21 protein-coding genes and 2 pseudogenes are annotated in these 26,515 nt (G+C 64.5%); 13 read left to right on the top strand and 10 right to left on the bottom strand.

The genetic code is table 11. The features are described 5' to 3' along the window. The first annotated feature begins 36 nt into the window (after nt 1-36). Nucleotides 37-318 (top strand): hypothetical protein, encoded by a 282-nt coding sequence (locus tag ACLGL5_RS27640; protein WP_019859068.1) that lies wholly within the window; start codon nt 37-39, stop codon nt 316-318. A gap of 85 nt (nt 319-403) precedes the next feature. Here ACLGL5_RS27640 and ACLGL5_RS27635 read toward each other — a convergent pair whose 3' ends face one another. Both ACLGL5_RS27635 and ACLGL5_RS27630 read right to left on the bottom strand, forming a co-directional pair. After that, complete coding sequence (locus ACLGL5_RS27635; RefSeq protein ID WP_019859067.1) at nt 404-979, bottom strand: TMEM175 family protein; 576 nt, start codon at nt 977-979, stop codon at nt 404-406. 285 nt (nt 980-1,264) lie between these two features. Continuing rightward, nucleotides 1,265-2,737 carry an MATE family efflux transporter gene (locus ACLGL5_RS27630; RefSeq protein WP_019859066.1) on the bottom strand — a complete coding sequence of 491 codons (1,473 nt, stop codon included), beginning with the start codon at nt 2,735-2,737 and terminating at the stop codon, nt 1,265-1,267. Nucleotides 2,738-2,928: 191 nt separating this feature from the next. Here ACLGL5_RS27630 and ACLGL5_RS27625 point away from each other — a divergent pair, with 191 nt between their 5' ends. Further along, complete coding sequence (locus ACLGL5_RS27625; RefSeq protein ID WP_069092477.1) at nt 2,929-3,723, top strand: L,D-transpeptidase; 795 nt, start codon at nt 2,929-2,931, stop codon at nt 3,721-3,723. 75 nt (nt 3,724-3,798) lie between these two features. Here ACLGL5_RS27625 and ACLGL5_RS27620 read toward each other — a convergent pair. After that, nucleotides 3,799-5,255: pseudogene (locus ACLGL5_RS27620) on the bottom strand (esterase-like activity of phytase family protein). A gap of 253 nt (nt 5,256-5,508) precedes the next feature. On the opposite strand from ACLGL5_RS27620, the gene ACLGL5_RS27615 reads away from it, so the two are divergent. From ACLGL5_RS27615 to ACLGL5_RS27600, 4 genes and pseudogenes are all read left to right on the top strand, one after another. Continuing rightward, nucleotides 5,509-7,920, top strand: coding sequence for a GcvT family protein (locus ACLGL5_RS27615; RefSeq protein WP_069092476.1), 2,412 nt, complete (start codon nt 5,509-5,511; stop codon nt 7,918-7,920). Between the two features lie 12 nt (nt 7,921-7,932). Further along, nucleotides 7,933-9,486, top strand: coding sequence for a trimethylamine methyltransferase family protein (locus tag ACLGL5_RS27610; RefSeq protein WP_494372805.1), 1,554 nt, complete (start codon nt 7,933-7,935; stop codon nt 9,484-9,486). A gap of 55 nt (nt 9,487-9,541) precedes the next feature. Then, a pseudogene (locus tag ACLGL5_RS27605) lies at nt 9,542-10,347 on the top strand (bestrophin-like domain). 54 nt (nt 10,348-10,401) lie between these two features. Next, nucleotides 10,402-10,716, top strand: coding sequence for a ferritin family protein (locus ACLGL5_RS27600; RefSeq protein WP_019859060.1), 315 nt, complete (start codon nt 10,402-10,404; stop codon nt 10,714-10,716). Nucleotides 10,717-10,728: 12 nt separating this feature from the next. Here the strand turns inward: ACLGL5_RS27600 and ACLGL5_RS27595 are convergent, their stop codons facing one another. After that, on the bottom strand, nt 10,729-11,754 hold the full coding sequence (locus tag ACLGL5_RS27595; protein ID WP_027047017.1) for a LacI family DNA-binding transcriptional regulator: 1,026 nt from the start codon (nt 11,752-11,754) through the stop codon (nt 10,729-10,731). 194 nt (nt 11,755-11,948) lie between these two features. On the opposite strand from ACLGL5_RS27595, the gene ACLGL5_RS27590 reads away from it, so the two are divergent. The 5 genes from ACLGL5_RS27590 (at nt 11,949) to ACLGL5_RS27570 (ending at nt 16,926) form a co-directional block, all read left to right on the top strand. Then, nucleotides 11,949-12,968, top strand: a complete 1,020-nt coding sequence (locus ACLGL5_RS27590) for a Gfo/Idh/MocA family protein (RefSeq protein ID WP_019859058.1) — start codon at nt 11,949-11,951, stop codon at nt 12,966-12,968. 7 nt (nt 12,969-12,975) lie between these two features. After that, nucleotides 12,976-13,884, top strand: a complete 909-nt coding sequence (locus ACLGL5_RS27585; RefSeq protein ID WP_038647698.1) for a sugar phosphate isomerase/epimerase family protein — start codon at nt 12,976-12,978, stop codon at nt 13,882-13,884. Nucleotides 13,885-13,992: 108 nt separating this feature from the next. Beyond that, nucleotides 13,993-15,000, top strand: coding sequence for a substrate-binding domain-containing protein (locus ACLGL5_RS27580; protein WP_069092474.1), 1,008 nt, complete (start codon nt 13,993-13,995; stop codon nt 14,998-15,000). A gap of 85 nt (nt 15,001-15,085) precedes the next feature. Next, nucleotides 15,086-15,883: an ATP-binding cassette domain-containing protein gene (locus ACLGL5_RS27575; RefSeq protein ID WP_027047015.1), complete on the top strand. Its 798-nt coding sequence runs from the start codon at nt 15,086-15,088 to the stop codon at nt 15,881-15,883. Further along, nucleotides 15,880-16,926, top strand: coding sequence for an ABC transporter permease (locus tag ACLGL5_RS27570; protein WP_019859054.1), 1,047 nt, complete (start codon nt 15,880-15,882; stop codon nt 16,924-16,926). The genes ACLGL5_RS27575 and ACLGL5_RS27570 overlap by 4 nt, the downstream gene beginning before the upstream one ends. A 52-nt stretch (nt 16,927-16,978) precedes the next feature. On the opposite strand, the gene ACLGL5_RS27565 is transcribed toward ACLGL5_RS27570, so the two are convergent. Next, a complete protein-coding gene (locus ACLGL5_RS27565) occupies nt 16,979-19,636 on the bottom strand; it encodes an ATP-dependent helicase (RefSeq protein ID WP_069092473.1) in 2,658 nt (885 codons plus the stop codon). An 82-nt stretch (nt 19,637-19,718) separates the two neighbouring features. Continuing rightward, nucleotides 19,719-20,762, bottom strand: coding sequence for a DUF2059 domain-containing protein (locus tag ACLGL5_RS27560; RefSeq protein WP_245307169.1), 1,044 nt, complete (start codon nt 20,760-20,762; stop codon nt 19,719-19,721). Here ACLGL5_RS27560 and ACLGL5_RS27555 point away from each other — a divergent pair. After that, entirely contained in the window at nt 20,749-23,067 is a 2,319-nt protein-coding gene (locus ACLGL5_RS27555) for a glucose/quinate/shikimate family membrane-bound PQQ-dependent dehydrogenase (protein WP_069092471.1), read from the top strand. The genes ACLGL5_RS27560 and ACLGL5_RS27555 overlap by 14 nt on opposite strands. 32 nt (nt 23,068-23,099) lie before the next feature. Here ACLGL5_RS27555 and ACLGL5_RS27550 read toward each other — a convergent pair whose 3' ends face one another. Then, a complete protein-coding gene (locus tag ACLGL5_RS27550; protein ID WP_038647688.1) occupies nt 23,100-23,537 on the bottom strand; it encodes a hypothetical protein in 438 nt (145 codons plus the stop codon). A gap of 9 nt (nt 23,538-23,546) precedes the next feature. After that, a complete protein-coding gene (locus ACLGL5_RS27545) occupies nt 23,547-23,702 on the bottom strand; it encodes a hypothetical protein (RefSeq protein ID WP_019859049.1) in 156 nt (51 codons plus the stop codon). A gap of 282 nt (nt 23,703-23,984) precedes the next feature. Here ACLGL5_RS27545 and ACLGL5_RS27540 point away from each other — a divergent pair, with 282 nt between their 5' ends. Further along, nucleotides 23,985-24,833: a dienelactone hydrolase family protein gene (locus ACLGL5_RS27540; protein ID WP_051726923.1), complete on the top strand. Its 849-nt coding sequence runs from the start codon at nt 23,985-23,987 to the stop codon at nt 24,831-24,833. Here the strand turns inward: ACLGL5_RS27540 and ACLGL5_RS27535 are convergent. Then, nucleotides 24,830-25,276, bottom strand: coding sequence for a response regulator (locus ACLGL5_RS27535; protein ID WP_019859047.1), 447 nt, complete (start codon nt 25,274-25,276; stop codon nt 24,830-24,832). The two genes, ACLGL5_RS27540 and ACLGL5_RS27535, sit on opposite strands and share 4 nt — an antisense overlap. Further along, nucleotides 25,269-26,420: a histidine kinase dimerization/phosphoacceptor domain -containing protein gene (locus tag ACLGL5_RS27530; protein WP_027047013.1), complete on the bottom strand. Its 1,152-nt coding sequence runs from the start codon at nt 26,418-26,420 to the stop codon at nt 25,269-25,271. Before ACLGL5_RS27530 ends, ACLGL5_RS27535 begins: the two co-directional genes overlap by 8 nt. Between the last annotated feature and the right edge of the window lie 95 nt (nt 26,421-26,515).

The following is a 26,515-nucleotide window of genomic DNA, read 5'->3' as shown; positions in this document are numbered from 1 at the left end:
GACCGCGCATGCTGCCCCACAAATGGAGATTTTCGATTGACGGACTGGATCGCAATTCTGAAAGAGCAGACCGCCACCGGCGACCAGATGGGGCGCGAGGTGCCGCAGATGCTGGCCAATCCCGATATCAGCGAAGCCCAGGTGAAGACACTGTTTGCCGCGCTGGAAAAACAGGCCGAGTTCGTCGAGAAGCTGCGCATGGCGTTGGAGAAATTCGGCCATGATTTCTCGATCATCAAGGCAGCCGAAAGGCTGGAGGAGCGCTATGCCGACCTTGCGGCGTCGGTGGCGGAAAAGCTGAAGGCGATGCGTAAATAGAGCAATTCCAGGAAAGGTGTGAAGCGGTTTTCCCGGGGAAAGCGCGTAGCATTTTCCCCCGGGGAATCGAGTCAGGCAAAGAGCGCTACTTTTCGATCACCCGCGCGAAGCGCGTATCCGGCACGAGCCAGATCGTCGCGACCAGCACATAAAGCGCGACGCCGATCCACTGATTGACGAAGGTCAGCAGGACGGCCGCGATGTAGACGGCCAGCGAGAGCTTGCCCTTGCGGTCGTTGCCCAGCGCCTTGGCGAAGGCGGTGTCGTTGCCGTGCAGGCGATGCAGCGCGGATGCCAGAATAGTGTAAGCGATCGCGCATAGAGCGAGATCGGCGCCATAGACAGCGACCGGAACCGTGGCGAAATGATTCTCGCCCATGAAGGCGGTCGTTACCGGCATCAGCGACAGCCAGAACAACAGATGCAGGTTTGCCCAAAGCACCCGGCCGTCGACGCGTTGTACGGTGTGAAACATGTTGTGCAGATTGTTCCAGTAGATGCCGACATTGATGAAGGACAGCACGTAGCTGAAGAAGACCGGCCACAACGGCAACAAGGCGGAAACATCCTCGCCATGCGGCACTTTCAGTTCGAGGACCATGATGGTGATGATGATGGCCACGACGCCGTCGGTGAATGCCTCGACCCTGCCTTTGCCCATGATCCCCGCCTACAAACGAATTTGTCGAAAGACAGTAAACTGTTAGCGCAAGTTCCCGGGCCAATAAACGGCGCTCGGGAAATTCCTCAACTATGTCTGGGAAAACCAGCGCGCCGGTGGCTGCTTTGTCGGCAATGCCTTACCCGTCCGCGGCGTCGGCATCGTCTCGACCTACGTCAGGGCTGTCGCGGCAAGCCTGGCATTTGCCGGCATGATCATCGTCTTTGCGCTGGTGGCGCTGGGCTTTGAGCTAAAACACAGACATTGAGACAAAGCGGGCTCGCCTCAGCCGTTCGGCGTCTCGGGCGCCATGTTGGCGCGCCCTCGTGGCACACCGAGCCCGGTGTCGGGCGGCTCGCCGGCGGCCGGCCTGTTCTCGATCATGTGCAATGTGCGCCAGCCGCCGAAACGGTAGTAGGCCGCGGCCAGCACCAGCGAGGTGATCGAGCCTGCCGGGAAACTCCACCACAGCGCTTCCTCGCCGATCACGCCGCGCATGAAATAGGCAAAGCCGGTGCGCACGATGAGCACCGAAATCACCAGGATGATCAGCGGCGGCATCACCGCTCCGGTGGCGCGCACGGTGGCGAACAGCACGATGGTGATGCCGAACAGGATGAACGACCAGGATGCGGCAGAATTGATGTGCGCGGCGATGTCGATCGCCGCGCTGTCGCTGCTCAGGAACAGGCCGAGGATCGGGCGGTCGAAGAGCCACAGCAGCGCGACCAGGGCGCCGGTCAGGACGAGGTTGAAGCCGACGCCGGAGGCGGCGACGCGGCCGATCCGGTCCCAGCGGCCGGCGCCGACATTCTGCGCAGCCATGGAGGAAACCGCGGCTCCGATGGCCAGCGCCGGCATCTGGATGTAGGTCCACAGCTGCGCCGCGATGCCGTAGGCGGCGGCGACCTGCGACCCGTAGGAGTTGACGATGCCCATCACCGTCAGGGCCGCCGCCGAAATGACGATCATCTGCAGGCCCATCGGCACGCCCTTGAAGACGACGACGCGCAGCAAGCCAGGGTCGGGCCACAGCAGGGCGAGATTGGCGCCGGCCAGCCGCAGCGGGTGCTTGCGGGCATAGAGCACGACAAGGATGGCAATCACGCCCACCGTCTGGCCGATCAGCGTCGCGGTGGCGGAACCGGCGATGCCAAGTTCGGGGAAGGGGCCGATGCCGCGGATCAGCAGCGGGTTGAGCACGATGTCGAGGACGACCGCCAGCGCCATGAAGATGAAGGGCGTGCGTGAATCGCCCGCGCCACGCAGTACGGTCATGACGAAGGACAGAAGGTTCATCATCGGCACGGCGACGAAGATGATGCGCAGATAGGAACGCGCCAGCGGCAAGGCGTCCGCAGGTGTGCCGAGCATGCCCAGGATAGCATTTACCCAGATCCAGCCGCAGACGGCGAAGACCACCGAAATGAAGAAGAAGAAGGTGGCGCTGGTGCCGACGATGCGGCGCGCCTCGGGCAGGTCGCGGGCGCCGACCGACTGCGCCACCAGGATGGTGGCGGCCATGCCGATGCCGAACACGGTGCCCAGGATCAGGAACAGGACGAGGTTGGCGTTGGATGTGGCGGTCAGCGCCGATTCGCCCAGAAAGCGGCCGACCCAGACGGCATTGATCGACCCGTTGAGCGACTGCAGCACGTTGGAACCCAGCACCGGCAAGGCAAACAGCAGCAGCGTGCGCGGGATCGGGCCGCTGGTCAGGTCGCCGGTGCGCCGGCGCGGGGGCATTTTTTCGTCCATGGCTGGCAACTCGGCAAAGGTGATCTGGCCCCACCATCATTGCCGATTCAACGGGGCAGGTCGATGCGGTGTCGGAAAGGTCTGCTGGCGCCCCTTGATCTAATCATGTTCTCAAAACCCCCGGAATGGGCTATTGATCCCCTGGGGCGTGGGGCCCGCATTCCTGTATCTTGTGAATAGCCGGGGGGATCATGTCCGATAGTCCGCTGTTTTCCGAGCGCCTGAACCGGCGCGCGTTTCTCGGTGCGTCCGCCTTGGGCGCGGCCTCGATGGCTCTTTCGGCATGTACGACGACCGAGGTGGTGACGCCGCCGCCGCCGGTGGCCGCGGCGCCACCCGACACGGCGTTCGGCGACACCGCGACCATGTACGCGGCGCGCACCGACGAGGGCTATCAACTGCCGGCGATCCCGTTGGCCAAGCTCGATCCGAAGTTCGTGCGCCAGATCGTGGTCGACCCGACCGGCGAAAAGCCCGGCACCATCGTCGTCGATGTCTCCGAGCACTTCCTCTATCTGGTGCGCGACGGCGGCAAGGCCATCCGCTACGGCGTCAGCTTAGGGAAGGCCGGTTTCGGCTGGACCGGCAGCGCCGTGGTTCAGGCACGGAAGAAATGGCCGGTGTGGACGCCGCCGCCGGAAATGATCCAGCGCCGGCCGGAACTGGCGAAATTCAAGGACGGCATGCCGCCAGGCCCGCAGAGCCCGCTCGGCGCACGCGCGCTCTACCTGTTCCGCGACGGCAAGGACACGATGTACCGGCTGCACGGCACACCGGAGTGGGACTCCATCGGCAAGAACGCATCGTCGGGCTGTGTGCGCTTCATGAACCAGGACATCATCGACCTCTACAGCCGCGTCAACGGTCCCGCGCAGGTCTTCGTGCGGCCCAACCTGTCGGCTGCCGGCAAGATCATGGCCGTGTCGAGCAGGACGGCCGAGCCGATCGATGCCGGCGTGCCGAAGGATGCCGAGTTCTTGAAGTAAGTACCTCCACGATCGACGGTTCGATCGGAATAACTCAGGCGGACGCGATATACGCGTCCGCCTGGATCGCGCTGATTACTTCTTGGCCAGACCCGGCAGCGTGACCTGATAGACCAGGAACATGGTGTCGACATTGGCGCCGTCATCGGCCTTATAGGGCGCGCCGACCTGGAAGCCGTCCGGGGCAAGGAAGCGACGAACAGGAAATAGTCGTCAGGCAGCTTCGGATCGAGCACGCTGGCCAGCGACATCGCTTCCCATTTCTCGGACAGGTTGTTGTGGTCGTTCGGCGCGCCATTGTGCAGGCCGAAGCGATTGAGCTGCGCATTGTCGTTGATGTCGATGAACGGCGTCAGTCTGGCCGGCGTCACCGACGGATCGAGCACGCCCTTGGGCGCGACCGGCTTGTCGGCGGCGTCGAAAGGACCGCCCGCGATGTCGGTTGCGGCCGAAACGTCGACGACGAAGATCTGGCGCAGAAGCGAGGTGTCGCCCTTGACGCCCTGGCCGTTGCCGCTGTCGCGCGCCAGAATCAGAAAGGACGTGTCCGACAGCGCCACGATCTCGCTTTGCGCGGCGACCTTGGTCTTGCCCTTGGCGTCCTTGAACACCGGCAGCGGCACGACATACTCATGCGCCAGCTTCAGATGGGCGAGGTCTGAGGCGTCATAGACCAGCGCCCTGGTGTTTTGCCGGGTCGAACCCGAATCGCCGCCGTCCTGCCTCGTCGCCGACTGCAGCACGGCGATCAGGAACTTGCCGTCCGGCGTCATCGCCATGCCTTCCAGGCCCTGGTTGTTCTGGCGGCCGGTCTCGGGATCCTTCGGGTCGGGCTCGGCGGCACCGGGGCCAGGATTGTCCGAGGAGAAGTTCGGCGCGCCCTTGCGCATCGGCACCAGCGCCGCCGGCGGCTGTGTCGCCGACAGCAGACGGCCCTGCGCCGAGAAGCGGTAGATGTCGGGGCCATATTCGTCGGAGATGAACATCGAGCCGTCGGGCAGCCGCACGACCGCCTCGTTGTCGAGGGCGAGCTTGCCATTGGTGGCGGCGGGCAGCGTCGGCATGTCCCCGGTGGCGGCGCGCACATCCGACAGCGGGTCGAGGCCGGTGGCATTGGCGCCCTTGTCGTCGGTCAGAAGCATGGTGTCGGTGAGCGTCGCCTTGACTTCGGTCTGTCCCTGGCCAGCGGCGCCTGGTGCCGCCGGCGTGAACTCGATGCCGATGGTGTTGAGGCGCGGTCGGTAGTCGGTGGTACCGGCGACATTGTAGCCGCGGTCCGGCAGCAGCCAGAGCGACCCCTTGAAGGTGCCCGCATCATGCGTCCAGCTCGATGTGTCGATCGCCATGCCGGAACCCGAGCCGAACGTCTCGCCGAATTTGTCGCGCTGTGCGGCAGGGATGCGGCCGACGCCGACCAGGCCCTTGTTGACGAGGCCGCCTGCTGTCGTGGTGCTGTCGGCGAGCGCCGGCGTGAGAGCGGTGAACAAGGCCAGCGCGATCCCGAGCGAGGCGGTTCGGTGCAGGTGTTTCATGGATGATCCTCTTTGTGAAAGATGTGCCGGGGCGGCGGAAAAGCTGAAAGAGGCGGTACATCGATGATGCCGCGCGCCGCCCCCCGAAAGCGGTCTACGGCGCGAACATGATGCTTGCGTGACAGTGCGGCATGCCTGCCCGCCGGCGTGTTCGCCGGCCGAAAAAACACCCGCTCGGATGCGCAAGTGCAGTACTGGACACTTATGTCTAGTGTGTATATGTTGCTGCCTCGGACGCATTGGGAGGGAAGCCTTGAAGTCGCACTACCGTGCAGTCGTCATCGGGGGCGGGGTGGTCGGCGCCTCGGTGCTCTACCACCTGACGCGGTTCGGCTGGTCCGATGTGGCGCTGATCGAACGTGCGGAACTGACGGCCGGCTCGACCTGGCATGCGGCTGCCGGGTTTCATGCGCTCAACGCTGATCCCAACGTCGCGGCGCTGCAGGATTACACCATCAAGCTCTATCGCGAGATCGAGGCCGAATCCGGCCGGGATATCGGCTTGCACATGACCGGCGGCGTCAACATGGCCAGCGATCCCCAGCGCTGGGAATGGCTGAAATCGGCATGGGCGGTGTTCCAGTCGGTCGGCATCGAAACCGCCCAGCTGGTGACGCCCGACGAAATCAAGGAAATCTGTCCGATTGTCGACGTCACTGGCGTGCTCGGTGGTCTCTACGATGCCAATGAGGGTCATCTCGACCCCTATGGCACGACGCATGCCTATGCGGGTGCCGCCAAGAAGCGCGGCGCCGACGTGATCCTGCGCAACCGTGTCGCCGAGTTGAAGTCTCGCGCGGACGGCCATTGGGACGTCGTCACGGAGCAGGGCACCATCATCGCCGAGCATGTCGTCAACGCCGGCGGGCTGTGGGCAAAGCAGCTCGGCCGCATGGCCGGCGTCGACCTGCCGGTGACGCCGATGGAGCACCATTATTTCGTCACCGAGGACATTCCCGAGATCGCCGCTCTCGACCGGGAGCTTGGCCTTGCGGTCGATCTCGACGGCTTTTCCTACCTGCGCCAGGAGCGCAAAGGCGTGCTGCTCGGCGTCTACGAGCAGAACCCCAAGCATTGGAACATGGACGGCGCGCCATGGGACTACGGCATCGAGCTGATCCCGGAGGACATAGACCGCATCAGCCCGGAACTCGCCAAGGCGCATGAGCGCTTTCCCTGCCTGGCGAGCGCCGGCGTCCGCAAATGGGTCAACGGCGCTTTCACCTTTACCCCCGACGGCAATCCGATCGTCGGACCGGTGCGCGGCCTGAAAAACTACTGGGTCGCCTGCGGCGTCATGGCCGGCTTCAGCCAGGGCGGCGGTGTCGGCAAATCGCTGGCCGAATGGATGATCCACGGCGAGCCGCAGGCCGACATTTTCGGCATGGACATTGCCCGCTACGGCGCCTTCGCCGCCAACCGCGAATATCTCAGACAAACGACGCGGCAGTTCTATGCGCGCCGTTTCGTCATGACTTTCCCCAATGAGCGGCTGCCGGCGGGCCGGCCCTTGAAACGCCCCGGCGCCTATGACGGGATGAGTGCGGCGGGCTGCGAATGGACGGCGTCGTGGGGGCTGGAAATCCCGGCCTATTTCGCGCCGATGGGCTTTCGCGAGAACACCACGCTCAAGCGCTCCAACGCCTTCGACATCGTCGGCGATGAAGCGCTGCAGGTGCGGCGGGCCGCCGGTCTCCTCGATATCTCGGCCTATGCGCGCTATGCGGTGACGGGACCAAATGCCAGGGCATGGCTCGATCGGCTGCTTGCCTGCAAGCTGCCGAAAGCCGGACAGGCGCGGCTGGCGCCGATGCTCGGGCCGGACGGGCGGCTGAAGGGCGACCTCACCGTGATCAACTGGCCCGACGGCGACTATTGGCTGATGGGCTCCTACTATCTCAGGGAATTCCACATGCGCTGGTTCGAGAGACAGGCAGGAGAGGGCGTCACGGTCACCGACATCTCGGACGCGACGGGCGGCTTCCTGCTGACCGGGCCAAATGCGCGCAAAATCCTGGAACGCACCACGCATCAGGATGTGTGCGGCGCGGCACTGCCCTTCATGGCCTGCGGCGCGTTCGACATCGGCATGGTGCAGGCGCGGGTTGCCCGCCTCTCCATCGCGGGCGAGCTGGGCTTCGAGATCAACTGCCCGGTAACCACGCATGCGACGTTGCGTGAGACACTGCTCGCCGCCGGCGAGGATCTCGGCCTGGCCGAGATCGGCTACTACGCGCTGAATGCGCTGCGACTGGAGAAAAGCTTCGGCATCTGGTCGCGCGAATTCACGCAGGGCTACATGCCAGGCCAGACCGGCCTCGACCGGTTCATTGCCTTCGACAAGGGCGAGTTCGTCGGCCGCGAGGCGGCGCTGAAGGAGCGCAACGTTGGGGTGGCGCAACGGATCGTGATGCTGGAGGTCGACGCCGTCGATGCCGACGCCAGCGGCTTCGAGCCGGTCTGGCGCGACGGCCGGCGCGTCGGCTTCGTCACTTCGGGTGGCTTTGGCTACACGATCGGCAAGAGCGTCGCGCTGGCGTTGGTCGACGGCGATTTCGCCGAGGAGGGGACGGCGCTTTCGGTGCACATTGTCGGCGTCGAACGGCCGGCTCGCGTCATCGCGGCGTCGCCCTACGATGCCTCGGGCAGGGCGATGCGGCAATGAGGAGGATTTTCGATGATCGATGACGCGGCACGAGACATGAGGCGCGAGCGCCGGCGTGGACGCACGGGCGAGGCCGGCAGCGAAAGCAGCCGCCGACCCAACTACCGGTCGTTGAAGAACCCGTTCCTGCCGCAGCCGATCTTTTCGGATGACCAGGTGGCTTCCATCCACGACACGGCGCTGCGCGTGCTGGAGGAACTCGGCATCAAGGTGCTCTTGCGGCAGGCGCGGGAGATTTTCGCCCGCGCCGGTGCGTTTGTGGACCCGGACACCGACATGGTGCGCATCGGCCGCGACATCGTGGCCGCGGCACTGGCCTCGGCGCCGAAATCAATTCCAGCGCTGGCGGGCGACCGCAGCCGCGATCTTTTGCTCGAGCTCGGCTCGATGACGTTCCTCGCCGGCGCTGGCGCGCCCAACGTCACCGATCTCGAACGCGGCCGCCGGCCGGGAACGCTCGGCGCCTTCGAGGAATTGACCAAGCTCATCCAGCATTTCGACGTACTGCACATGCTTTGCCCCTGCATCGAGCCGCAGGATGTCGACAACCGTTTACGCCACTATGCCGTCAACCGCGCGCAGCTGACGCTGTCCGACAAGTTCCCCTTTGTCTTCGCTCGCGGCACGCCGCAGGTCGAGGATGGGTTCGAGATGATCCGGCTGGCGCGCGGGCTGTCAGAGGATGAATTCCGCGCTGGCGCCCATTGCTACACCATCATCAACACCAATTCACCGCGCCAGCTCGACATTCCGATGGCGCAAGGCATCATCGACTTCGCTCGCGCCGGGCAGGTCCTGGTCATCACGCCGTTCTGCCTGGCCGGCGCGATGGCGCCGATCACGGTCGCCGGCGCGCTGACGCTGCAGCATGCCGAGGCGCTGGCCGGTCTGGCACTGGCGCAGATCGTGCGCCCGGGCGCACCCGTGCTCTACGGTTCGTTCTCTTCCAATGTCGACATGAAGTCGGGCGCTCCGGCGTTCGGCACGCCCGAGCACGTCAAGGCGACACTGGGGGCCGGCCAATTGGCGCGCTTCATCGGCCTTCCCTGGCGTTCGGGCGCCGGCAGTGCCGCCAACATTTCCGATGCGCAGGCAGCCCATGAGTTGCAGTTCGCCCTTTGGGGCTCGGTGCTTGCCGGCGCCACCGTCTGTATTCACGCCGCGGGCTGGCTGGAGGGTGGCCTGAGTGTCTCTTTCGAGAAGCTGATCACCGACATCGAGGCGGTGCAGTCGATTGCCGAGCTTTGCGCGGCAACGCCTGGCGACGACGACGCGATCGGTTTCGAGGCCATCGCCGAAGTGCAGCCGGGCGGGCATTTCTTCTCGGCCGGCCACACCATGGCGCGCTACCGCACCGCATTCTATGAGCCGCTGGTGGCCGACTGGTCGAATTTCGGCAACTGGACGCAAAGCGGATCAAAGATCGCCAGCGAGCGCGCCACCGGCATCTGGAAACGCATCCTTGCCGATTTCGAGCCGCCCGCTTCGGCTGCCGCCACCGCCGGAGTGCTCGACGAATTCATCGCGCGGCGCACCGAAGAGGGCGGCGCGCCACCGGTGTCGTGAGGAGCGAGCTTTCGCGAGACACCCGGTCCTTGCCGCGACTTTCGCGGCGTGACCGGTGCCGGGGTCATTGGCAAGCGGTGCACGCCGTGCAGAAATGCGCTTCATGCGCGAAGCCCTGATCGCCTTGGTGATTTTTTCCTGTGCCTGGCGGCGGCGCCGCTGGCCAGCATGGCGATATGGCCGAGGCTGCCGGCCAGGCATCGCGACGACGACACGAACAATGTCGTGCGGCTCGCCGCCAATCTGTTCGGCGTCATGACCTCGCTGGTGCTCGGCCTGATGATCAATTCGGCCAAGAACACCTTCGAATCGATTGATCACAATGTGCACGCCTATGCAACGGAGCTCATCCTGCTCGACAGGACATTGCGCCAGTACGGGCCGGAAGCCGATGCGGTGCGCCAGCCGCTGGTCGCTTATGTGCAGCGGGTGGTGGCCACCTCGTCGCAAAACAGTGAAACGACTCTCGTCGCCAACCAGCTGTCCGAACATCTTTTGACGGAGATCGGCACGCGGCTGAACGCGCTGACGCTGTCCGATGCGACGCATGGCCCGCTGTTGCAGGATGCGCGTCAGCGCCTGCAGAAGGTGCTGGAAATGCGCTGGGTGCTGATCGAACAGTCGGAGGGCGCTATCCCCTGGCCGCTGATTGCCATGCTGGTTGCGTGGCTGGCGCTGATCTTCGCTAGTTTCGGGTTCAGGGCGCCGAAGAATGTGATCACGGTTGCAACCTATGTCGTCTCGGCCGCGCTGATTGCCGGGGCGATCTACTTGATCCTCGACATGGACGTGCCGTTCTCCGGCCCGATCCAGATTTCGCCGGCACCGCTGGAGCGGGCATTGGCGGAATTGCAGCGGTGATGCGGAACCGGCGGCATTCCCGAGCATTCATGGGGATGAACCACGGAGGACGACATGGGTTTCGACCAGTATCACGAACCGCCTGAAGACCTGTCGCAGAAGGTGCGGACCTTTGCCCGCATGATCACCTCGCTGATCGAGGAGGCGGAAGCGATTGGCTGGTACGAACAGCGCATCTCGGTGGAGAAGGATCCGCAAGCGCGGGCCATCATGCAGAACGCGCAAGGCGAGGAGTTCAAGCATTTCGGGATGGACCTGGAATTCCTGCTGCGCCAGAAGAAGGATTGGCGGGCGGAATTGAAGGAAATCCTGTTCACCACGGGCGACATCGTCAAGGCCGGCGAGCGGGGCGAGAAAAAGGTGGATTGATAGCTTGCGCCATCAATCGCTGTCGCGCGCGACCAGCTCCAGCGGCCAGACTTCGTGGATGATACGCGGGCCTTCCGGGCCGGCGAAGGCGGGAAGCGAGGCCAGCAGCATTTCGGCCAGGCGCCGGCCCATCGGCTCCAGCGCCGGACGGAAGGCGGTCAGCGCCGGGGAAAAATAGCGGCAGAGCGGCGTGTCGACGATGACGGTCACCGCGATGTCGTGGCCCGGCCGGATGCCCATCTCGGCCAGCGCCTTGCAGCCGCCGAGGGCCATGGCGTCGTTGTTGAAGATGATGGCTGTCGGCCGGTCCTTTGCCAGCATCACGCGCGGCGTCACCTGGTAGCCGCCGGCCTCGTTGATGAAGCCGTCGGCGATAAGCGCGGGGTCGACCTCGATGCCGTGCCGCTTCAGGGCTTTGCGGTAGCCGTCGAGGAACAGATGGCTGAAATTGAGATTGAGGGAAGGGCGGATGGCGGCAATGCGGCGGTGGCCGCGCGCCACCAGGCGGTCGACTGCGTCGCTGCCTGCCTGCTCGAAATCGAGGTCGAGCGAGGGATAGGTCTTGCCGCCGCTGCGGCTGCGGCCGAGCGTGGCGAAGGGGAAGCCGACCTGTGTGAGATAATCGATGCGCTCGTCCTGGCGCCGCGTCCAGGCCAGCAGCACGGCATCGGCGCGGCGGGTCTCGACGACGCGGCGCAGGCGCTCCTGCTGATAGTCGCCCGGCGCGCCCATCACCACGGTCAGGTCGAGCCCGCTTTCGGCAAGGCGGCCCTGGACCCCGATCAGGAAGGGAATGAAGAACGGTTCGCCATATTGCTGGTCGCCGGGATGCGGCTGCAGCATGAAGGCGATCGAATGGGTCGCGCCTTGCCTGAGACTGCGGCCGGACTGGTTGGGTGAATAGTTCAGCTTCTTGGCGGCGTCGAGCACGCGCTGGCGCGTGTCGGCATTGACGTCGGCGCGGCCGTTCAGCGCCCGCGATACGGTGCCGATCGAAATGTTCAGGTGACGCGCTAGGTCGTGGATGCTGGACGCCAAAGACTTTCTCCCCCGAGCTTCGCTAGCATTGGCCGGTGCCGAGGCCAAGGCGAAAGACGATTTTCGCGAGCGGCCAATTGACATTCTACGCTATCGGGTGTGTTGTCGTAAACGTTTACGGAAAAACGTTTACGGTGATGCCGTGGATGCCGTGACGATCGGTCTGGAGGGACCGAGCGGAGGAGGAACGCCGGATGATGAATGTCGTCCTCGTCGGCTGCGGCGCGATGAGCAGGCAATGGCTCGATGCCGCGAGGCAGATCGATGGGCTTGCCATTGTCGGCCTTGTCGACCTCGACGCCGAGCGGGCGAAGGCGAGGGCGCACGAATACGACCTCACCGGCATCGTCATCGGCACCAGCCTTGACGCGGTGCTCTCCCAGACCAGGCCCGACGCGGTGTTCGATGTCGTCGTTCCCGCTGCCCGGCGCGAGGTCGCGCTTTCGGCCTTCGCCCACAATTGCCATCTCTTGACCGAAAAGCCGCTGGCCGACAGTCCTGAAAACGCGCGCGCCATCGTCGATGCGGCTCGCCAGGCCGGGCGCATCCATGCCGTCGTGCAGAATCGCCGCTACGTCGCCAATGTCAGGCGCATCCGCCGCTTCCTGGACTCCGGCGCCATTGGCGCGGCGACCAGCATCCATGCCGATTTCTTCGTCGCGCCGCATTTCGGCGGCTTTCGAGAGGAGATGGCGCATGTGCTGCTGCTCGACATGGCCATCCACACTTTCGACGCCGCCCGCTACATGGCCGGCGGCGAGCCGGCTGGTGTCTATTGCCAGGAATGGGAGCCGGCCAATTCCTGGTACCGGCAGGGCTCGTCGGCAAGCGCGGTCTTCGATCTCGGCGGCGGCAAGGTCTTCACCTATGCCGGTTCCTGGTGCGCCGACGGCTTCCGCACCAGCTGGGAAGGCAGCTGGCGCATCGTCGCCGAGCGCGGCAGCCTCATCTGGGACGGCCATGACCTCTTGAAGGCGGAGGTGGTGGCGACGGGCCGCGATGGGCTGTTCGCCAAGACCCAGCCGATCGACGTGCCGCCGCTCGATCCAGCCGACCGCGTCGGCGGTCATCTCGGCATCATAAGGGATTTCATCCACGCCATCGAGACCGGGACCGAGCCGGAGACGCGCGGCACCGACAACATCAAAAGCCTGGCCATGGTTTTCGGCGCGATCGAGAGCGCCGAAACCGGACGCCGCGTGGCGATTTCATAGGAACACGATGATGCCAAACCCGCTTCTCGACATCAGGATCGGCACCATGGTGCGGGCTAACCTCGACGACCCGGCGGCGTATATCAAGCAGATCCTGCCGCTCGGCTTCGAGAGCATCCAGCCCTTCTTCTGGCAGACGCTGGGCGGCAAGGATCTTCCACGCCTTGCCGGCGAAATCCGCGACGCGATCGGCGATGCCGATGTCACGGTCTCGTCCATCGGCGTCTTTGGCAATCCACTGGAGAGCGGCGAGGTCGATCGCGGCGTGCTCGCGGCCTGGGAAACGGTCATCGACAATGCGCATCTGTTCGGCACTTCCATGGTCAGTGGCTTCACCGGGCGCCTGCGCGGCAAGAAGCTGACCGACAGCCTGCCGCGCTTTCGCGAAGTGTGGGGGCCGCTGGCCAGGCGCGCCGCCGACAAGGGCGTGCGCATCGCCTTCGAGAATTGCGCCATGGACGGCAATTGGGCGGCCGGCGACTGGAACATCGCCCACAATCCGGACGCCTGGGAGCTAATGTTCAACGAAGTGCCGGACGAGGCTCTCGGGCTCGAATGGGAACCCTGCCACCAGCTCGTCTATCTGATCGATCCGATCCCGCAGATCCGCAAATGGGCGCCGCGCATCTTCCATGTCCATGGCAAGGACGCCACCGTGCGCTGGGATGTCATCCGCGAGCACGGCGTGTTCGGCCGTCTGCCTTTCGTACAGATGCGCACGCCCGGCTTCGGCGACAGCGACTGGACGCGGGTGATCAGCGAATTGCGGCTGGCCGGCTACAAGGGCGCCATCGACATAGAGGGTTGGCACGACCCGGTCTATCGCGACGCTCTCGAGATCACCGGCCAGGTCCGGGCGCTGGAGTATCTCAAGCAATGCCGGGGAGGCGCCAGCTACCTGCAAAATCCGACGTGAGGACAAATTTGGTGAGAGGATTGGCCGGCGGAGGAGCCGGTTCGTAAGTGGCGAAGCAATCGTCAAGAGCCCCTCGGCTGGCGAGGGAAACAATGGGAGGACAAGTGCATGAGCATCGCGATCAGAACGACACTTCTGCGCACGACCGTCGTGGCCGCCGCCACGGCGCTTTGCGCCGCAATCTCGACCTTGCCGGCACGGGCGCTCGACGCCCAGTGGTGCAAAGATGTCCATATCCGCTTCTTCGTAGGCGGCGCCGAGGGCGACGCTTTCGGCACCATCGTCTACAATGGCGCCAAGCAGGCGGCGGCCGACCTCGGCCCGAAAGTCGACTACATCTTCTCCGGCTGGGACGTCGAAAAGATGGTGCAGCAATTGCGCGAGGCGGTCGCGGTCAAGCCCAACGGCATCGCCATGATGGGCCATCCAGGCGAAGACGCGATCATGCCGCTGGCGGAGCAGGCGCATAAGGACGGCATCAAGATGATGTACCAGAACGTGCCGGTGCCGAAGGTGACGGCGGCGTTCGGCGGCGGCTATGTCGGCGCGCAGCAGGAGCAGCAGGGCCGCGCGCTCGGCGCCGAGGCGTTCAAGCTGGCCGGGCTGAAATCCGGTGACAAGGCGATCATGATCGGGCCATTCGACAATGAGAGCCGGGGCGCACGCGAGCGTGGGACGGTCGCCGCCCTGAAAGAGGCCGGCGTCGATGTCGTGCAAATCAATTCCGCAACCGAGTGGGCCGCCGATCCGAACCTCGCCATCCCGGTGATCACCGCGGCGTTGCTCAACAATCCGGGTGTCAAGGCGGTCGGCTATCCCGGCGGCCAGATGCTCGGCAATGTGCAGACCTACATGCAGGCCGCGGGTCGGAAGCCCGGCGACATCTTCAATTTCGGCTTCGACACCAGCCCGCAGATCGTCGAGGGCTTCAAGGGTGGCTGGGTGCAGCTGACAGCCGACCAGCAGCCATTCATGCAGGGCTATCTGCCGATCCTCAGCCTCTGCCAGCAAGTGGTGCTGGGTCTGGCGCCGATGAATGTCGACACCGGTGCCGGCTTCGTCACGCCGCAGAACTATGAGATCGTCTCAGAGCTCGCCAAGCAGGCGCTGCGCTGACCTCCCAAGGCTGCCGGTCGGGTTGGACCCGGCCGGCAGGACCGCCGGCAAAGGGCCGGCATGTGACAATGAAAGCGAGGATCCGATGGCCGAACGCATCATCGAACTGCGCGATATCACGAAATCCTACGGTCAGGTCTATGCGCTGGGCGGCGTCAATCTCAGCGTTGACCGTGGCGAGGTGGTCGGCCTCATCGGCGACAATGGCGCCGGCAAGTCGACGCTGATCAAGATCCTGTCCGGCGTGGTCAGGCCGACCAGCGGCGACATCCTCGTGCGCGACAAGCCGGTGAACGGCTGGAGCGCGGCACGCTCGCGCGACGCCGGCATCGAGACGGTATTCCAGGACCGGGCGCTGGCCGTGCAGCAGACCATCGTGCGCAACATCTTCATGGGCCGCGAACTGACCGGCTTCATGGGCTGGCTGAAAGTCAACAAGGAGATCGAGGAGGCGAGCCGGCTGATGCGCGAGATCGGCTTCACCTCGAAAGTGTTCACGCCGCACTCGATCGTCGGCCAGCTGTCGGGCGGCGAACGCCAGGGCGTGGCGATCGCGCGAGCCATCTACAAGCAGGCCGAGCTGATCATCCTCGACGAGCCAACGACGGCGCTGTCGCTGACCGAGACCGCCAAGGTGTTCCACTTCGTGCGCCAGGTGCGGGCGAGCGGACGCTCGATCCTGTTCATCGGCCACAACATCCACCATGTCTTCGACATCGCCGACCGCTTCGTGGTGCTCGATCGCGGCAAGGTGGCGCTGACCGCCGACCGCAGCGCGGTCAAATCGGCGGAAGAGTTGATCAATTTCATGGAGGACGTCGCACATCCCGGCGGATTGCCTGGGCTGCGCGAGGCCGGCGAAGCGGAGCAGCAAGCGCGATGAGCAAGACCATGGAACCCGATCTCGAAAGCCCTCTGCGCGCTCATGCCGGGTCCGCCCGCCAAGAGTGGAAACATCCGTCCGATCACTGGCTGCGCGGCTTCGTCCTCGACAACCGCGCCTCGCTCGGCACGCTCGCCGTGTTCATCGTCATGATGGCGGTGTTCATGGTCGCCAACCCGACCGTGTTCACCACCTGGTATCTCTACAGCTCGGTGCTGACGACGCTGCCCGTGGCGCTGTTCGTGGTGGTGCCGCTGGTTTTCGTCGTCACCTGCGGCGAGATCGACCTGTCGTTTCCGGCGACGATGGGCTTTGCCTCCTGGGTCTTCGCCCTGGTGGTGCAGGCCGGCTACGATCCGTTCCTCGGCATTGCGGCGGCACTCGTCACCGGCATGCTGCTCGGCTTCCTCGTCGGCTCGCTGGTCGTCTATGGCGGGCTGTCGTCGCTAATCGCCACGCTCGGCATGAATTTCCTGCTGCGCGGCCTGATCCAGATCATCAACGAGGGCAAATCGATGTCGCTGACCAGCCTCAGCGGCAGCTGGGCCTACAGGATCTTCTCCAGCCAGATCCTGGGCGTTCCGGTGCAGATCTTCTGGGCGATCGCCTTCGTCGTGCTGTCGGCGATGCTCTACAACAGGCATCGCTTCGGCGCACAGGTGAGGGTGGTCGGCGACAATCCCGACAGCGCCCAGCAGATGGGCATCGACGTCAAGCGCGTGCGGGTGAAAGTGTTCGTCTTCGTCGGCATCGGCGCCGCGATCGCCGGCACGTTCTCGGTGATGATCAACTTCACCTGGTGGCCGACCGCCGGCGACGGCTATCTCCTGCCGGTACTGGCCTCGGTGTTCGTCGGCGGCACCCCGACCTGGGGCGGCATTGGCACGGTCGTCGGCGGCGCCATCGGCGCGGTCACCGTGTCGTTCATCCAGACCGGCGTCGTGGCGGCGGGATTGAGCGGCTTCTACGTGCAGTTCTTCAACGGGCTGATCATCATCCTGTCGCTGCTCGGGCACAAGTGGAACCAGGCACGGTATCGGTGAGGAAGGCACTGCCGTTTTTGGAACGGCGCCGAGAGCTGCTCGGGAGGGCAGCTCACACCGCCGCGACGAACCCGTCCAGCACGCGTTTCTGGCCGGCCTTGTCGAAGTCGATGGTCAGCTTGTTGCCCTCGATGGCCGAGATGTTGCCGTTGCCGAATTTCTGGTGGAAGACGCGGTCGCCGACGCTGAAAGGCGACGGCTTGTCGGCGACGGATTTGGCGACCAGCTCGCCGTCGATGGTGCGGCCCTTTACGCTGGTGCGGCCGGCGCCGTAGCCCGAGTCGGTCTCGCCATAGCCGATGCGCTCAACCTGGTGGCCGGAGCGCGTGCCCCAGTTGCGGTCGGTCGCTTCGGTGCGGTTGGCCTGCGCGCGCTGCCAGCCAGGCGTCGAATAGGTGTTGGAGAAGGCGCCGGATTTTTCGGTGTTGGCGCCGACACTGTCGAAGCGCGAGGCGCCATACGGGTTCTGGCGGCCGCCACGGCCGGAGGCGAAGGAGCCGCCGCCATAGGGGTTGCCGTAGCCGCCATAGGAATTGCCGCTTTCGGCGATCTCGACATGGGATTCCGGCAGTTCCTCGAGGAAGCGCGACGGGATGGTCGATTGCCAGAGCCCATGGATCAGGCGGTTGGAGACGAACCAGATATGCAGGTTCTTCTTGGCCCGGGTGAGACCGACATAGGCCAGCCGGCGCTCTTCCTCCAGCCCGGAGCGGCCGCCCTCATCGAGCGCGCGCTGGTGCGGGAACAGGCCTTCCTCCCAGCCGGGTAGGAAGACCGTCTCGAATTCGAGGCCTTTGGCAGAATGCAGCGTCATGATGGAGACGGCGTCCTGCCCGGCATTCTGCTCGGCATCCATGACCAGCGCGACATGCTCGAGGAAGGAGCGCAGCGACTCGTACTCCTCCATCGAGCGGATCAGTTCCTTGAGGTTCTCCAGCCGGCCCGGCGCTTCGGCCGAGCGGTCGTTCTTCCACATGTCGGTGTAGCCGCTCTCCTCGAGAATGGTCTCGGCGAGCTCGGTGTGCGGCTTGGTTTCCAGCGCCTTCTGCCAGCGCTCGACATTGGCGGCCACTTCACGCAACGCGGCGCGTGGTTTCGGCTTCAGCTCGTCGCTCTCGGCGAGATTGCCGGCGGCCTCCAGCATCGGGATGCGCAGGGCGCGCGCCGTGTCGTGGATCTGACGGATGGTGGCTTCGCCCAGGCCGCGCTTCGGCACGTTGACGATGCGCTCGAAGGCGAGGTCGTCGCCGCTGTTGGCAACGACGCGGAAGAAGGCCAGCGCGTCGCGAATTTCCATGCGCTCATAGAAGCGCGGACCGCCGATGACGCGGTAGTTGAGCCCGAGCGTGATGAAGCGGTCCTCGAAGGCGCGCATCTGGAAGGACGCGCGCACCAGGATAGCCATGTCGTTGAGATTATGCTTCTGGCGCTGATAGGCCTCGATGGTCTCGCCGATGGCGCGGGCTTCTTCCTCGGAATCCCAGGCGGCGTGGACATTGACCTTGCCGTCCTCGGGGTCGTTGCGGTCGGTGAACAGCGTCTTGCCGAAACGGCCCTCATTGTGGGCGATGAGGTGGGAGGCCGCGCCAAGGATGTGCGCGGTCGAGCGGTAGTTGCGCTCCAGCCTGATGATGGTGGCGCCCGGGAAATCCTTGTCGAAGCGCAGGATGTTGTCGACCTCGGCGCCGCGCCAGCCATAGATGGACTGGTCGTCGTCGCCGACGCAGCAAATATTGACTTTGTTTTCGCTCACGGCCGCATGCGAGCTTCGCTCGCTGGCCTCCGCGGGGGCGGCCTGGCCGGCCGACGCCAGGTCGGGCTTGCGGCCTTCGGCCGATCGCAAATCCGTCGACGTTGCCGCACGCCCGGCGTCCGGCCGCTGCGCCAGCAGGCGCAGCCACATGTACTGGGCGGTGTTGGTGTCCTGGTACTCGTCGACGAGGATGTATTTGAAGCGCCGGTGATAGTCCTTCAGCACGTCCGGATTGGCGCGGAAGATGCGGATGGGGTGGCAGAGCAGGTCGCCGAAGTCGCAGGCGTTCAGCGTCTGCAACCGCTCCTGATAGGCCTTGTAGAGTTCGCGGCCCTTGCCGTTGGCGAAGCTGCGCGCGTCGCCCTCTGCGATATCGGCCGGACCTTGCCCCTTGTTCTTCCAGCCATCGATCATCTGGGCGAACTGCTTGGCCGGCCAGCGCTTGTCGTCGAGGCCCTCGGCCTGGATCAGCTGCTTGATCAGCCGCACGACGTCGTCGGTGTCGAGGATGGTGAAGTCGGAACGCAAGCCTGCAAGCTCGGCATGACGGCGCAACAGCTTCACGCCGATCGAGTGGAAGGTGCCGAGCCAGGGCATGCCCTCGACATTGCCTTCACCGATCAGGATGCCGATGCGCTGCTTCATCTCGCGCGCGGCCTTGTTGGTGAAGGTCACGGCCAGGATCTGCGACGGGAAGGCCTTGCCGGTGGCAAGGATGTGGGCGATGCGGGTGGTGAGCACACGCGTCTTGCCGGTGCCGGCGCCGGCCAGCACCAGAACCGGGCCTTCGGTGGTCTCCACCGCCAGCCGCTGTTCGGGATTGAGGCCCTTCAGATAGTCAGGTGCACTGTTCTGGCCGCTGCGGGCAGCCATGGCGCGCGCGGCAATGCCCGACGGGGCCGTCGGCCGCGCATTGGGTTCGTCGAAAAAGGGCATGTCTTCGGAAAAGCCGGACATCTTCCCCCGAATGTAGTGATTCGGCAGGGAAAGACCAGAACTGTCTACGTTTTGTTCCGGGTAAAATGCCGGATATCGCGGTTCACGCCTTGCGGTAACCGAGGGCGACGAAAAATCGATGGCCGAAGGAGCGTGCCTCGTCCGTCATCACCGCGCCCAGCGCGACCTGCATCTGGTCGTAGTAGCGGCTGCCGGCGGGTGAGGCCAGGAAGGCATCATAGAGCTTCAGGTCGGCCATGGACATATCCCGGTAGATATAGGCTGCAGATTCCATGGCATCGTTGTCGATGTCACGGCGAAGCCCTTCGGTTTGCTTGCGCAGCAGGGCCATGACCTGGTCGTCGGGCAGGGGCTTTCCGGCCGCGCCCAGCATTTCGGAAAGCATGGCGTAGCCCATGTTCAAGGCGACGGCTTCGCCGGTGTCGACGGCGCTGATATCGTCCATCATCTTCCTGTACAGAGCGAGCCTGGCCGGATCCCTGGATGGAAGCTCGCCGAGGATTTTGGCGCCCTCGATCTTCTTGGCCTCCCTTGCTTGCGGCGACGAAGCCTGGATCTCGAGCGCGGTGACCTGTTTGCCCAGGGGTGACGCATAAAACGAGGCCAGTTCGGACAAGTCCCTGGCGCTGAGCTTGTCCGCCATCCGGGCTTCGATGGCCGCTTCCATCTTCTCCGGGTCAAAGGCACCTTCCATAGCGGCGGCAAGGGCGTCCTGGACCTTTCGTGGCGGCGTTCCCGGCGCCGATTTCACGGCCGCGGTGAAACCCGGGCCAATGCCCATCAGCATCTCATGAAAGCCGTTCGCCTTGTTGATCTCGCTGATTGTCTGCGCCTGCGCGGCCGCAGTGCCAGCAAAGAGCGGGACGAGGCAGTAGAGCACAAGCGCCATGCGCGTCAGTGGCGAAACGAGTGACGGCATGTTGCTTGCTCCACGGAAAAGATGATCCATGGAGACTGCGGGAAAACCCTGACGTAGGCAAGATGGATTGCCACCTTGGCGTGTGGGCAGCTTGACAGGCGGGGCAGGCGGGAGAAAGCTGTGCGCAGGGCAGGAGCGGTGCACCGGGTTGCCCGTGGCCGCGCGAGCGCGCAACAGTCGAAGGAGTATCATCTTGGCTGTCACCATCACCTCTCTCGTTCTCTTTCTCCTCGGTCTGGCGCTTGGTGGCGGTGGCATCCGGCTGGCTTCGCTGGGGGGCAGTTGGTATTACATCGTCGTCGGTCTCGCCTTCCTGATCGCCGCCTGGCTGCTCTACCGGCGCCGGTCCACGGCGCTTTGGCTCTATGCGGCGATCGTGATCGGCACGCTGGCCTGGGCGGTCTGGGAAATCGGCTTCGACTGGTGGGAACTCGGCCCGCGCGGTGGCATCATCGTGCTGGTGGCGCTGTGGCTGCTGACGCCGTGGGCAAGGCGAGGCCTTGCCGGGCCTGACGGGCGCGCGCCGCTGATCCTGGCCGTGCTGGCATCGCTGGCTGTGGCCGGCTATTCGATGACGACGGACCCCAAAGATATTGCCGGTGCGCTCGATACCGACAAGGTGATTCCCAATGCCAATCTTGGCAATGAAGTGCCGGCGGGCGAATGGCACTTCTATGGGCGCACGCAGTTCGGCCAGCGCTATTCGCCGCTTGACCAGATCACGCCGGACAATGTCGCCAATCTGCAGCCGGCCTGGACCTACCGCACCGGCGACGTGAAGGGGCCTGACGACATCGGCGAGACCACCTATCAGGTGACGCCACTCAAGATCGGCGACACGCTCTACATCTGCACGCCGCACAATTTCGCCATCGCGGTGGACGCCGCGACCGGCAAGGAAAAATGGCGCTACGATCCCAAGATCAAGCTCGATAAGGACCGCCAGCACCAGACCTGCCGGGGCGTGTCCTACTATGCCGATGCCACCGGCGCCGCCGGCCAGCCTTGTGCTGCCCGCGTCTACCTGCCGACCTCGGATGCGCGGCTGATCGCGCTCGATGCCGCCAGCGGGCAGGTCTGTCCTGCCTTCGCCGAGGGCGGCACGCTCAATCTTTTGACCGGCATGCCATACCCGAAGTCGGGCTATTACTACTCAACCTCGGCGCCGTTGATATCAGGCGGCAAGATCATCGTCGGCGGCGCGGTCAACGACAATTATTCGACGCAGGAGCCGTCCGGCGTCATCCGCGCCTATGATGCGGGCACCGGCAAACTGATCTGGAACTGGGATTCCGGCAATCCGGACCAGACGACGCCGCTGCCGGCCGGCCAGACCTACACCGCCAACTCGCCCAACATGTGGTCGACGCCGAGCGCCGACGAAAAGCTCGGCCTGCTCTACGTGCCGCTCGGCAACCAGACGCCGGACCAGCTTGGCGCCGGACGCAGCGCCAATGTCGAGAAATTCTCCTCCTCGATCACCGCGCTCGACCTCAACACCGGGCAGTTGAAATGGGTGCGGCAGACTGTGCACCACGATCTCTGGGACATGGACGTTCCGGCGCAGCCGAGCCTGATCGACATCACCAAGGCCGACGGTTCCGTCGTGCCGGCGCTGGTCGGGCCGACCAAGCAGGGCGACCTCTATGTGCTCGACCGGCGCACCGGCGAACCAGTGATCGCGGTCAAGGAAGTGCCGGCGCCCGGCGGCGCCATCGAGGGGGACCACACGTCGCCGACGCAGCCTTCCTCCGATCTCTCCTTCAACCCGAAGCCGCTGAGCGATGCCGATATGTGGGGCATCACCATGTTCGACCAGCTGGCCTGCCGCATCGCCTTCCACAAATTGCGCTATGAAGGCCGCTACACGCCGCCCTCGCTGCAGGGATCGCTGGTCTATCCCGGCAATTTCGGCGTCTTCAACTGGGGCGGGGTGGCGGTCGATCCGGTGCGGCAGGTGATGTTCGGCATGCCGACCTACCTGGCATTTACGTCGAGACTCATTCCCCGCGCCGACGTGCCGCCGCCGGGTGACAGCACCAAGGGCAGCGAACAGGGGCTGAACCGCAATGAGGGCGCGCCCTATGCGGTGGTGATGGGGCCGTTCCTGTCGCCGCTGGGCATCCCTTGCCAGGCGCCGCCGTGGGGCTATGTCGCAGGCGTCGACCTCAGGACGGGCACGATCAACTACAAGCACCGCAACGGCACCGTCTACGACATGACGCCGCTGCCGTTGCCGCTGAAGGTCGGCGTGCCCGGCATTGGCGGGCCGATGATCACCGCCGGCGGCGTCGCCTTCCTGGGCGCGGCGGTCGACGACTATCTGCGCGCCTATGACCTCACGTCAGGCAAGCAGCTCTGGCGGGCCCGATTGCCGGCAGGCGGGCAATCGACGCCAATGACCTACACGGTCGCCGACGGGCGCCAGTTCGTGGTCATCGTTGCCGGCGGCCACGGCTCGGTCGGCACCAAGCCGGGGGATTATGTAATGGCGTACGCGCTGCCGAAATAGCTGTGTCGCGCTAACCAAAAGCGGTCTTGGCGCTAGCCGAGCCCGAGATGGCTCTTGAGGCCAGGCACCGAGCCGAGCACCTGGTTGGTCAGATCGGGGCCGGCCGCGGCTTCGGCCTGCTGGACCAGCGTGGCGCCGGCCTTCTGGATCTGCGCTATGTCGAGCCCGGATGCCTTCAGCGCGGCGAGGCCGTTGACCAGCGCGCCTGCCTTTTCGCCGAGAACGCCGCCAAGCGCGCCTTGCAGCGAGGACAGGAAGCCGCCACCGCCGCCGGCCGGAGCGGCGGCCATGACGTCATATTTCTGCGCCAATGCATCGGCGCCTGGAATCTTGGCGAAGAAGGATGAGGCGCTGGTGCCTTCGGCCTCGTGCTCGAGCACCGAGAAAATGGTGCCGACGACTTTTTCGGTCGTTGCCTGGTCAAGGCCGGCCTTCTGCGAGACGGTGTTCACGATATCCTGTACGTCCATGACTTCACCTCAACCCTGGGTTTTCGTGTTTGCCGGATGGCGCTGGCGGCTGCGGACCTTGACCATGGACTTGCGGTTCGCCGCCACAATGGTTGCGCGCATCGCCAGAATGGCGGCTGTGGCAAGCATGAAGGCGGTTGCCAGGATCGGCGAAGGCACGGTCATCGGCATTTCCTTTCAGATCGGACCCTTCGGGGCCGTGACCGCGCCATGGGGCGGCCGGATAGTCAGTTTCCCCCACCATTGTGGCAGTGCCATCAAGATTCGTCGCCGATGACAAAATTGTGATGATGGTTGCCGCAGCTTGCCAGGGAACGGAAGCGTCACCGAGCCGTGACTGGACGATGTGAGGCTCGCCCCTATCTTGCGAACGCAAGGACATCAAAGTCGAGGAGCGCCCCCGTGACCAGATCCACCATCGCTGACAAACCTGACATCACCCAGGCGATGATCGATGCCTATGACGAATACACGCATCTGACGCTCGATCGCCGCCGCTTCATGGAACAGCTGACCAGGCTTGCCGGATCGGGTGCCGCGGCGGCGGCGATCGCGCCGATGCTGGCGGCGAATTCCGCCCAGGCGGCGATCGTCGCCGAAAACGATGCCCGCGTGAAAGGCGAGGACATCACCTATCCCGGCAGCGGCGGCGAGATGAAGGGCTATCTGGTCAAGCCGGCGAACCAGACGGGTAAGCTCGGCACCGTCATCGTCATCCACGAAAACCGGGGGCTCAACCCGCATATACGCGACGTCGCCCGGCGCGTGGCGCTGGAGGGGTTCGTGGCGCTGGCGCCGGATTTCCTGTCGCCGCTTGGCGGCACGCCTGATGACGAGGACAAGGCGCGCGACATGTTCACCAAACTCGATCCGGCGCAGACTGTCGCCAACGCCGTGGCGACAGTCGCCTTCCTCAAGGCCGACAAGGATGGCAACGGCAAGGTCGGCGCCATCGGCTTCTGCTGGGGCGGCGGCACGGCCAACATGCTGGCCGTCAACGCGCCCGACCTCGCCGCCAGCGTCGCCTATTACGGCATGCAGCCGAATGCCGCCGACGCGTCGAAGATCAAGGCCGCGTTGCTGCTGCACTATGCCGGCCTGGACGATCGCACCAATGCCGGCATCGATGCCTTCAAGAAGGCGCTCGATGCCGCGCATGTCGAATACACGGTCTATGTCTATGAAGGCGCCAACCATGCCTTCAACAATGATACGTCGGCGGCGCGCTACGACAAGAAGGCGGCCGACCTTGCATGGGGTAGGACGATCGCCTTCCTGAAGGAGAAACTGGCTTAGGCGGCGGGCGCCCAGACCGCTTCGAAGGCCGGCGACAGGGTGAAGCCGGCCGGCCGCGTGGAGACCGGCGGCGGGCGGCGCACGCCTTCCTGCAAGTACCGCAATGCCGACGTCAGACCGTTCATCGTATAGGGCTTGGCGATGACGCCGATCGCACCGGCGAAATGATCGGGGATGCGTTTCGGATTGGCGGTCATGAACACCACCATCGAACGTTTCTTCTCGCCGATATAGTGGGCCACGTCGACGCCGGTCGGGCCGTCGGTAAGGTGAATGTCGACAAAGGCGATGTCGGCATCCGTGGACTCGACCATGCTTCTTGCTTCCGCCGAAGACGTCGCCCAGCCGACGACGCTATGGCCAGCCTCCTCGACGAGGCTTTCCAGTTCCATCGCCAACAGCGCTTCATCCTCGACGATCAGGACCTTGAGCGGTTCAGTCATGAGAGAGTCCTTCTTGCTGCGGTTCGTTTGGCATCGAAATCACGACCTTGGTGCCGGGCCCGGCGTCACGCCATTCGATGTCTGCGTGCAATTGGCGGGCGAGCGATTTGATCAGGCGCATGCCGAACGAGGCGTCGCCATTGGCCTCGGCCATGCCGACGCCATCGTCGGACACCTCGATGTTGAAGTGGCCGTCGGGCTGGCTCATCTTGATGCCGATGCGCCCCGCCGTGGTCCCGTCCGGTCCCTCCTTGAAAGCGTGCTTCAAGGCATTGGTGACGAGTTCATTGACCATCAGGGCGACAGGCGTCGCCTTCTCGGCTGAAATCACGATTGGGTCGAGCTCGAGTTTCGGCTTGATCCCTGAGCGCCCCGAGGCCGTTAGCAGATCCGTCACCAGGTCCTTGGCGAAATCCGAGACGTCGAACCGGCTGACATCCTTCGACTGGTAGAGCCGGCGATGCACGGTGCTGAGTGCTTCTATGCGCTCCAGCATGGTGGTCAGCGAATGCCTGGTCGCCTCATCCTTTATGGTGCGGCGCTGCATGATAATCAGGGAAGAGATCATCTGCAGATTGTTTTTCACCCGATGATCGACCTCGTGCAGCAAGGTGGTCTGCGCCTCCAGTGCTGCTTCCAGTTCCGCGGTGCGTTCCTTCACCGCTTTCTCGAAGCGGTCCTTGTCCGCGGTGATGCGATGCTCCGAGCGCTTGCGGTCCGAGACATCGAGTTGCGAGGCGAAAAAGAACTGCACCTCGCCTTTGTCGTTAGAGACAGGGCTGATGTAGAGCGCGTTCCAAAAGGTTGAACCGTCCTTGCGATAGTTCAGTATGTCGACGCTGACATCGGCTTTGTCCTCGATTGCGGTGCGGATCTGTCCGACAGCTTCCTTGTCGGTCTTCGGCCCCTGCAGGAAGCGGCAGTTCTTGCCCAGCACCTCGTGGCGTTCATAGCCGGTCAGCCGCAAGAACGCGTCATTGGCAAAGACGATCGGGTTGTCGGGCCGCCGGGGATCGGTGATGATCATCGACATGCGGGTGGCGCGGATGGCCGCCGCGAACGGGTCGCCCTTGCCATGCTCGACATGAAGGTCGTCCGTCATGTGCCAAGCGTCGGCAGGCTCCCTGGTCCGTTTCCAGTCCATTGTGTCACTCCAAGCCGTTTTCGTGGGGGTCAACGGCTCGAAGGCGGATTTGGTTCAATTCCAGACGTCTTGTCGCAGTCAGATGAGATCGGGAA

This window comes from Mesorhizobium sp. U510, assembly GCF_059180695.1.
Note: the sequence above shows the minus strand (reverse complement) of the source record. Positions and strands in the feature narration are given on the sequence as shown.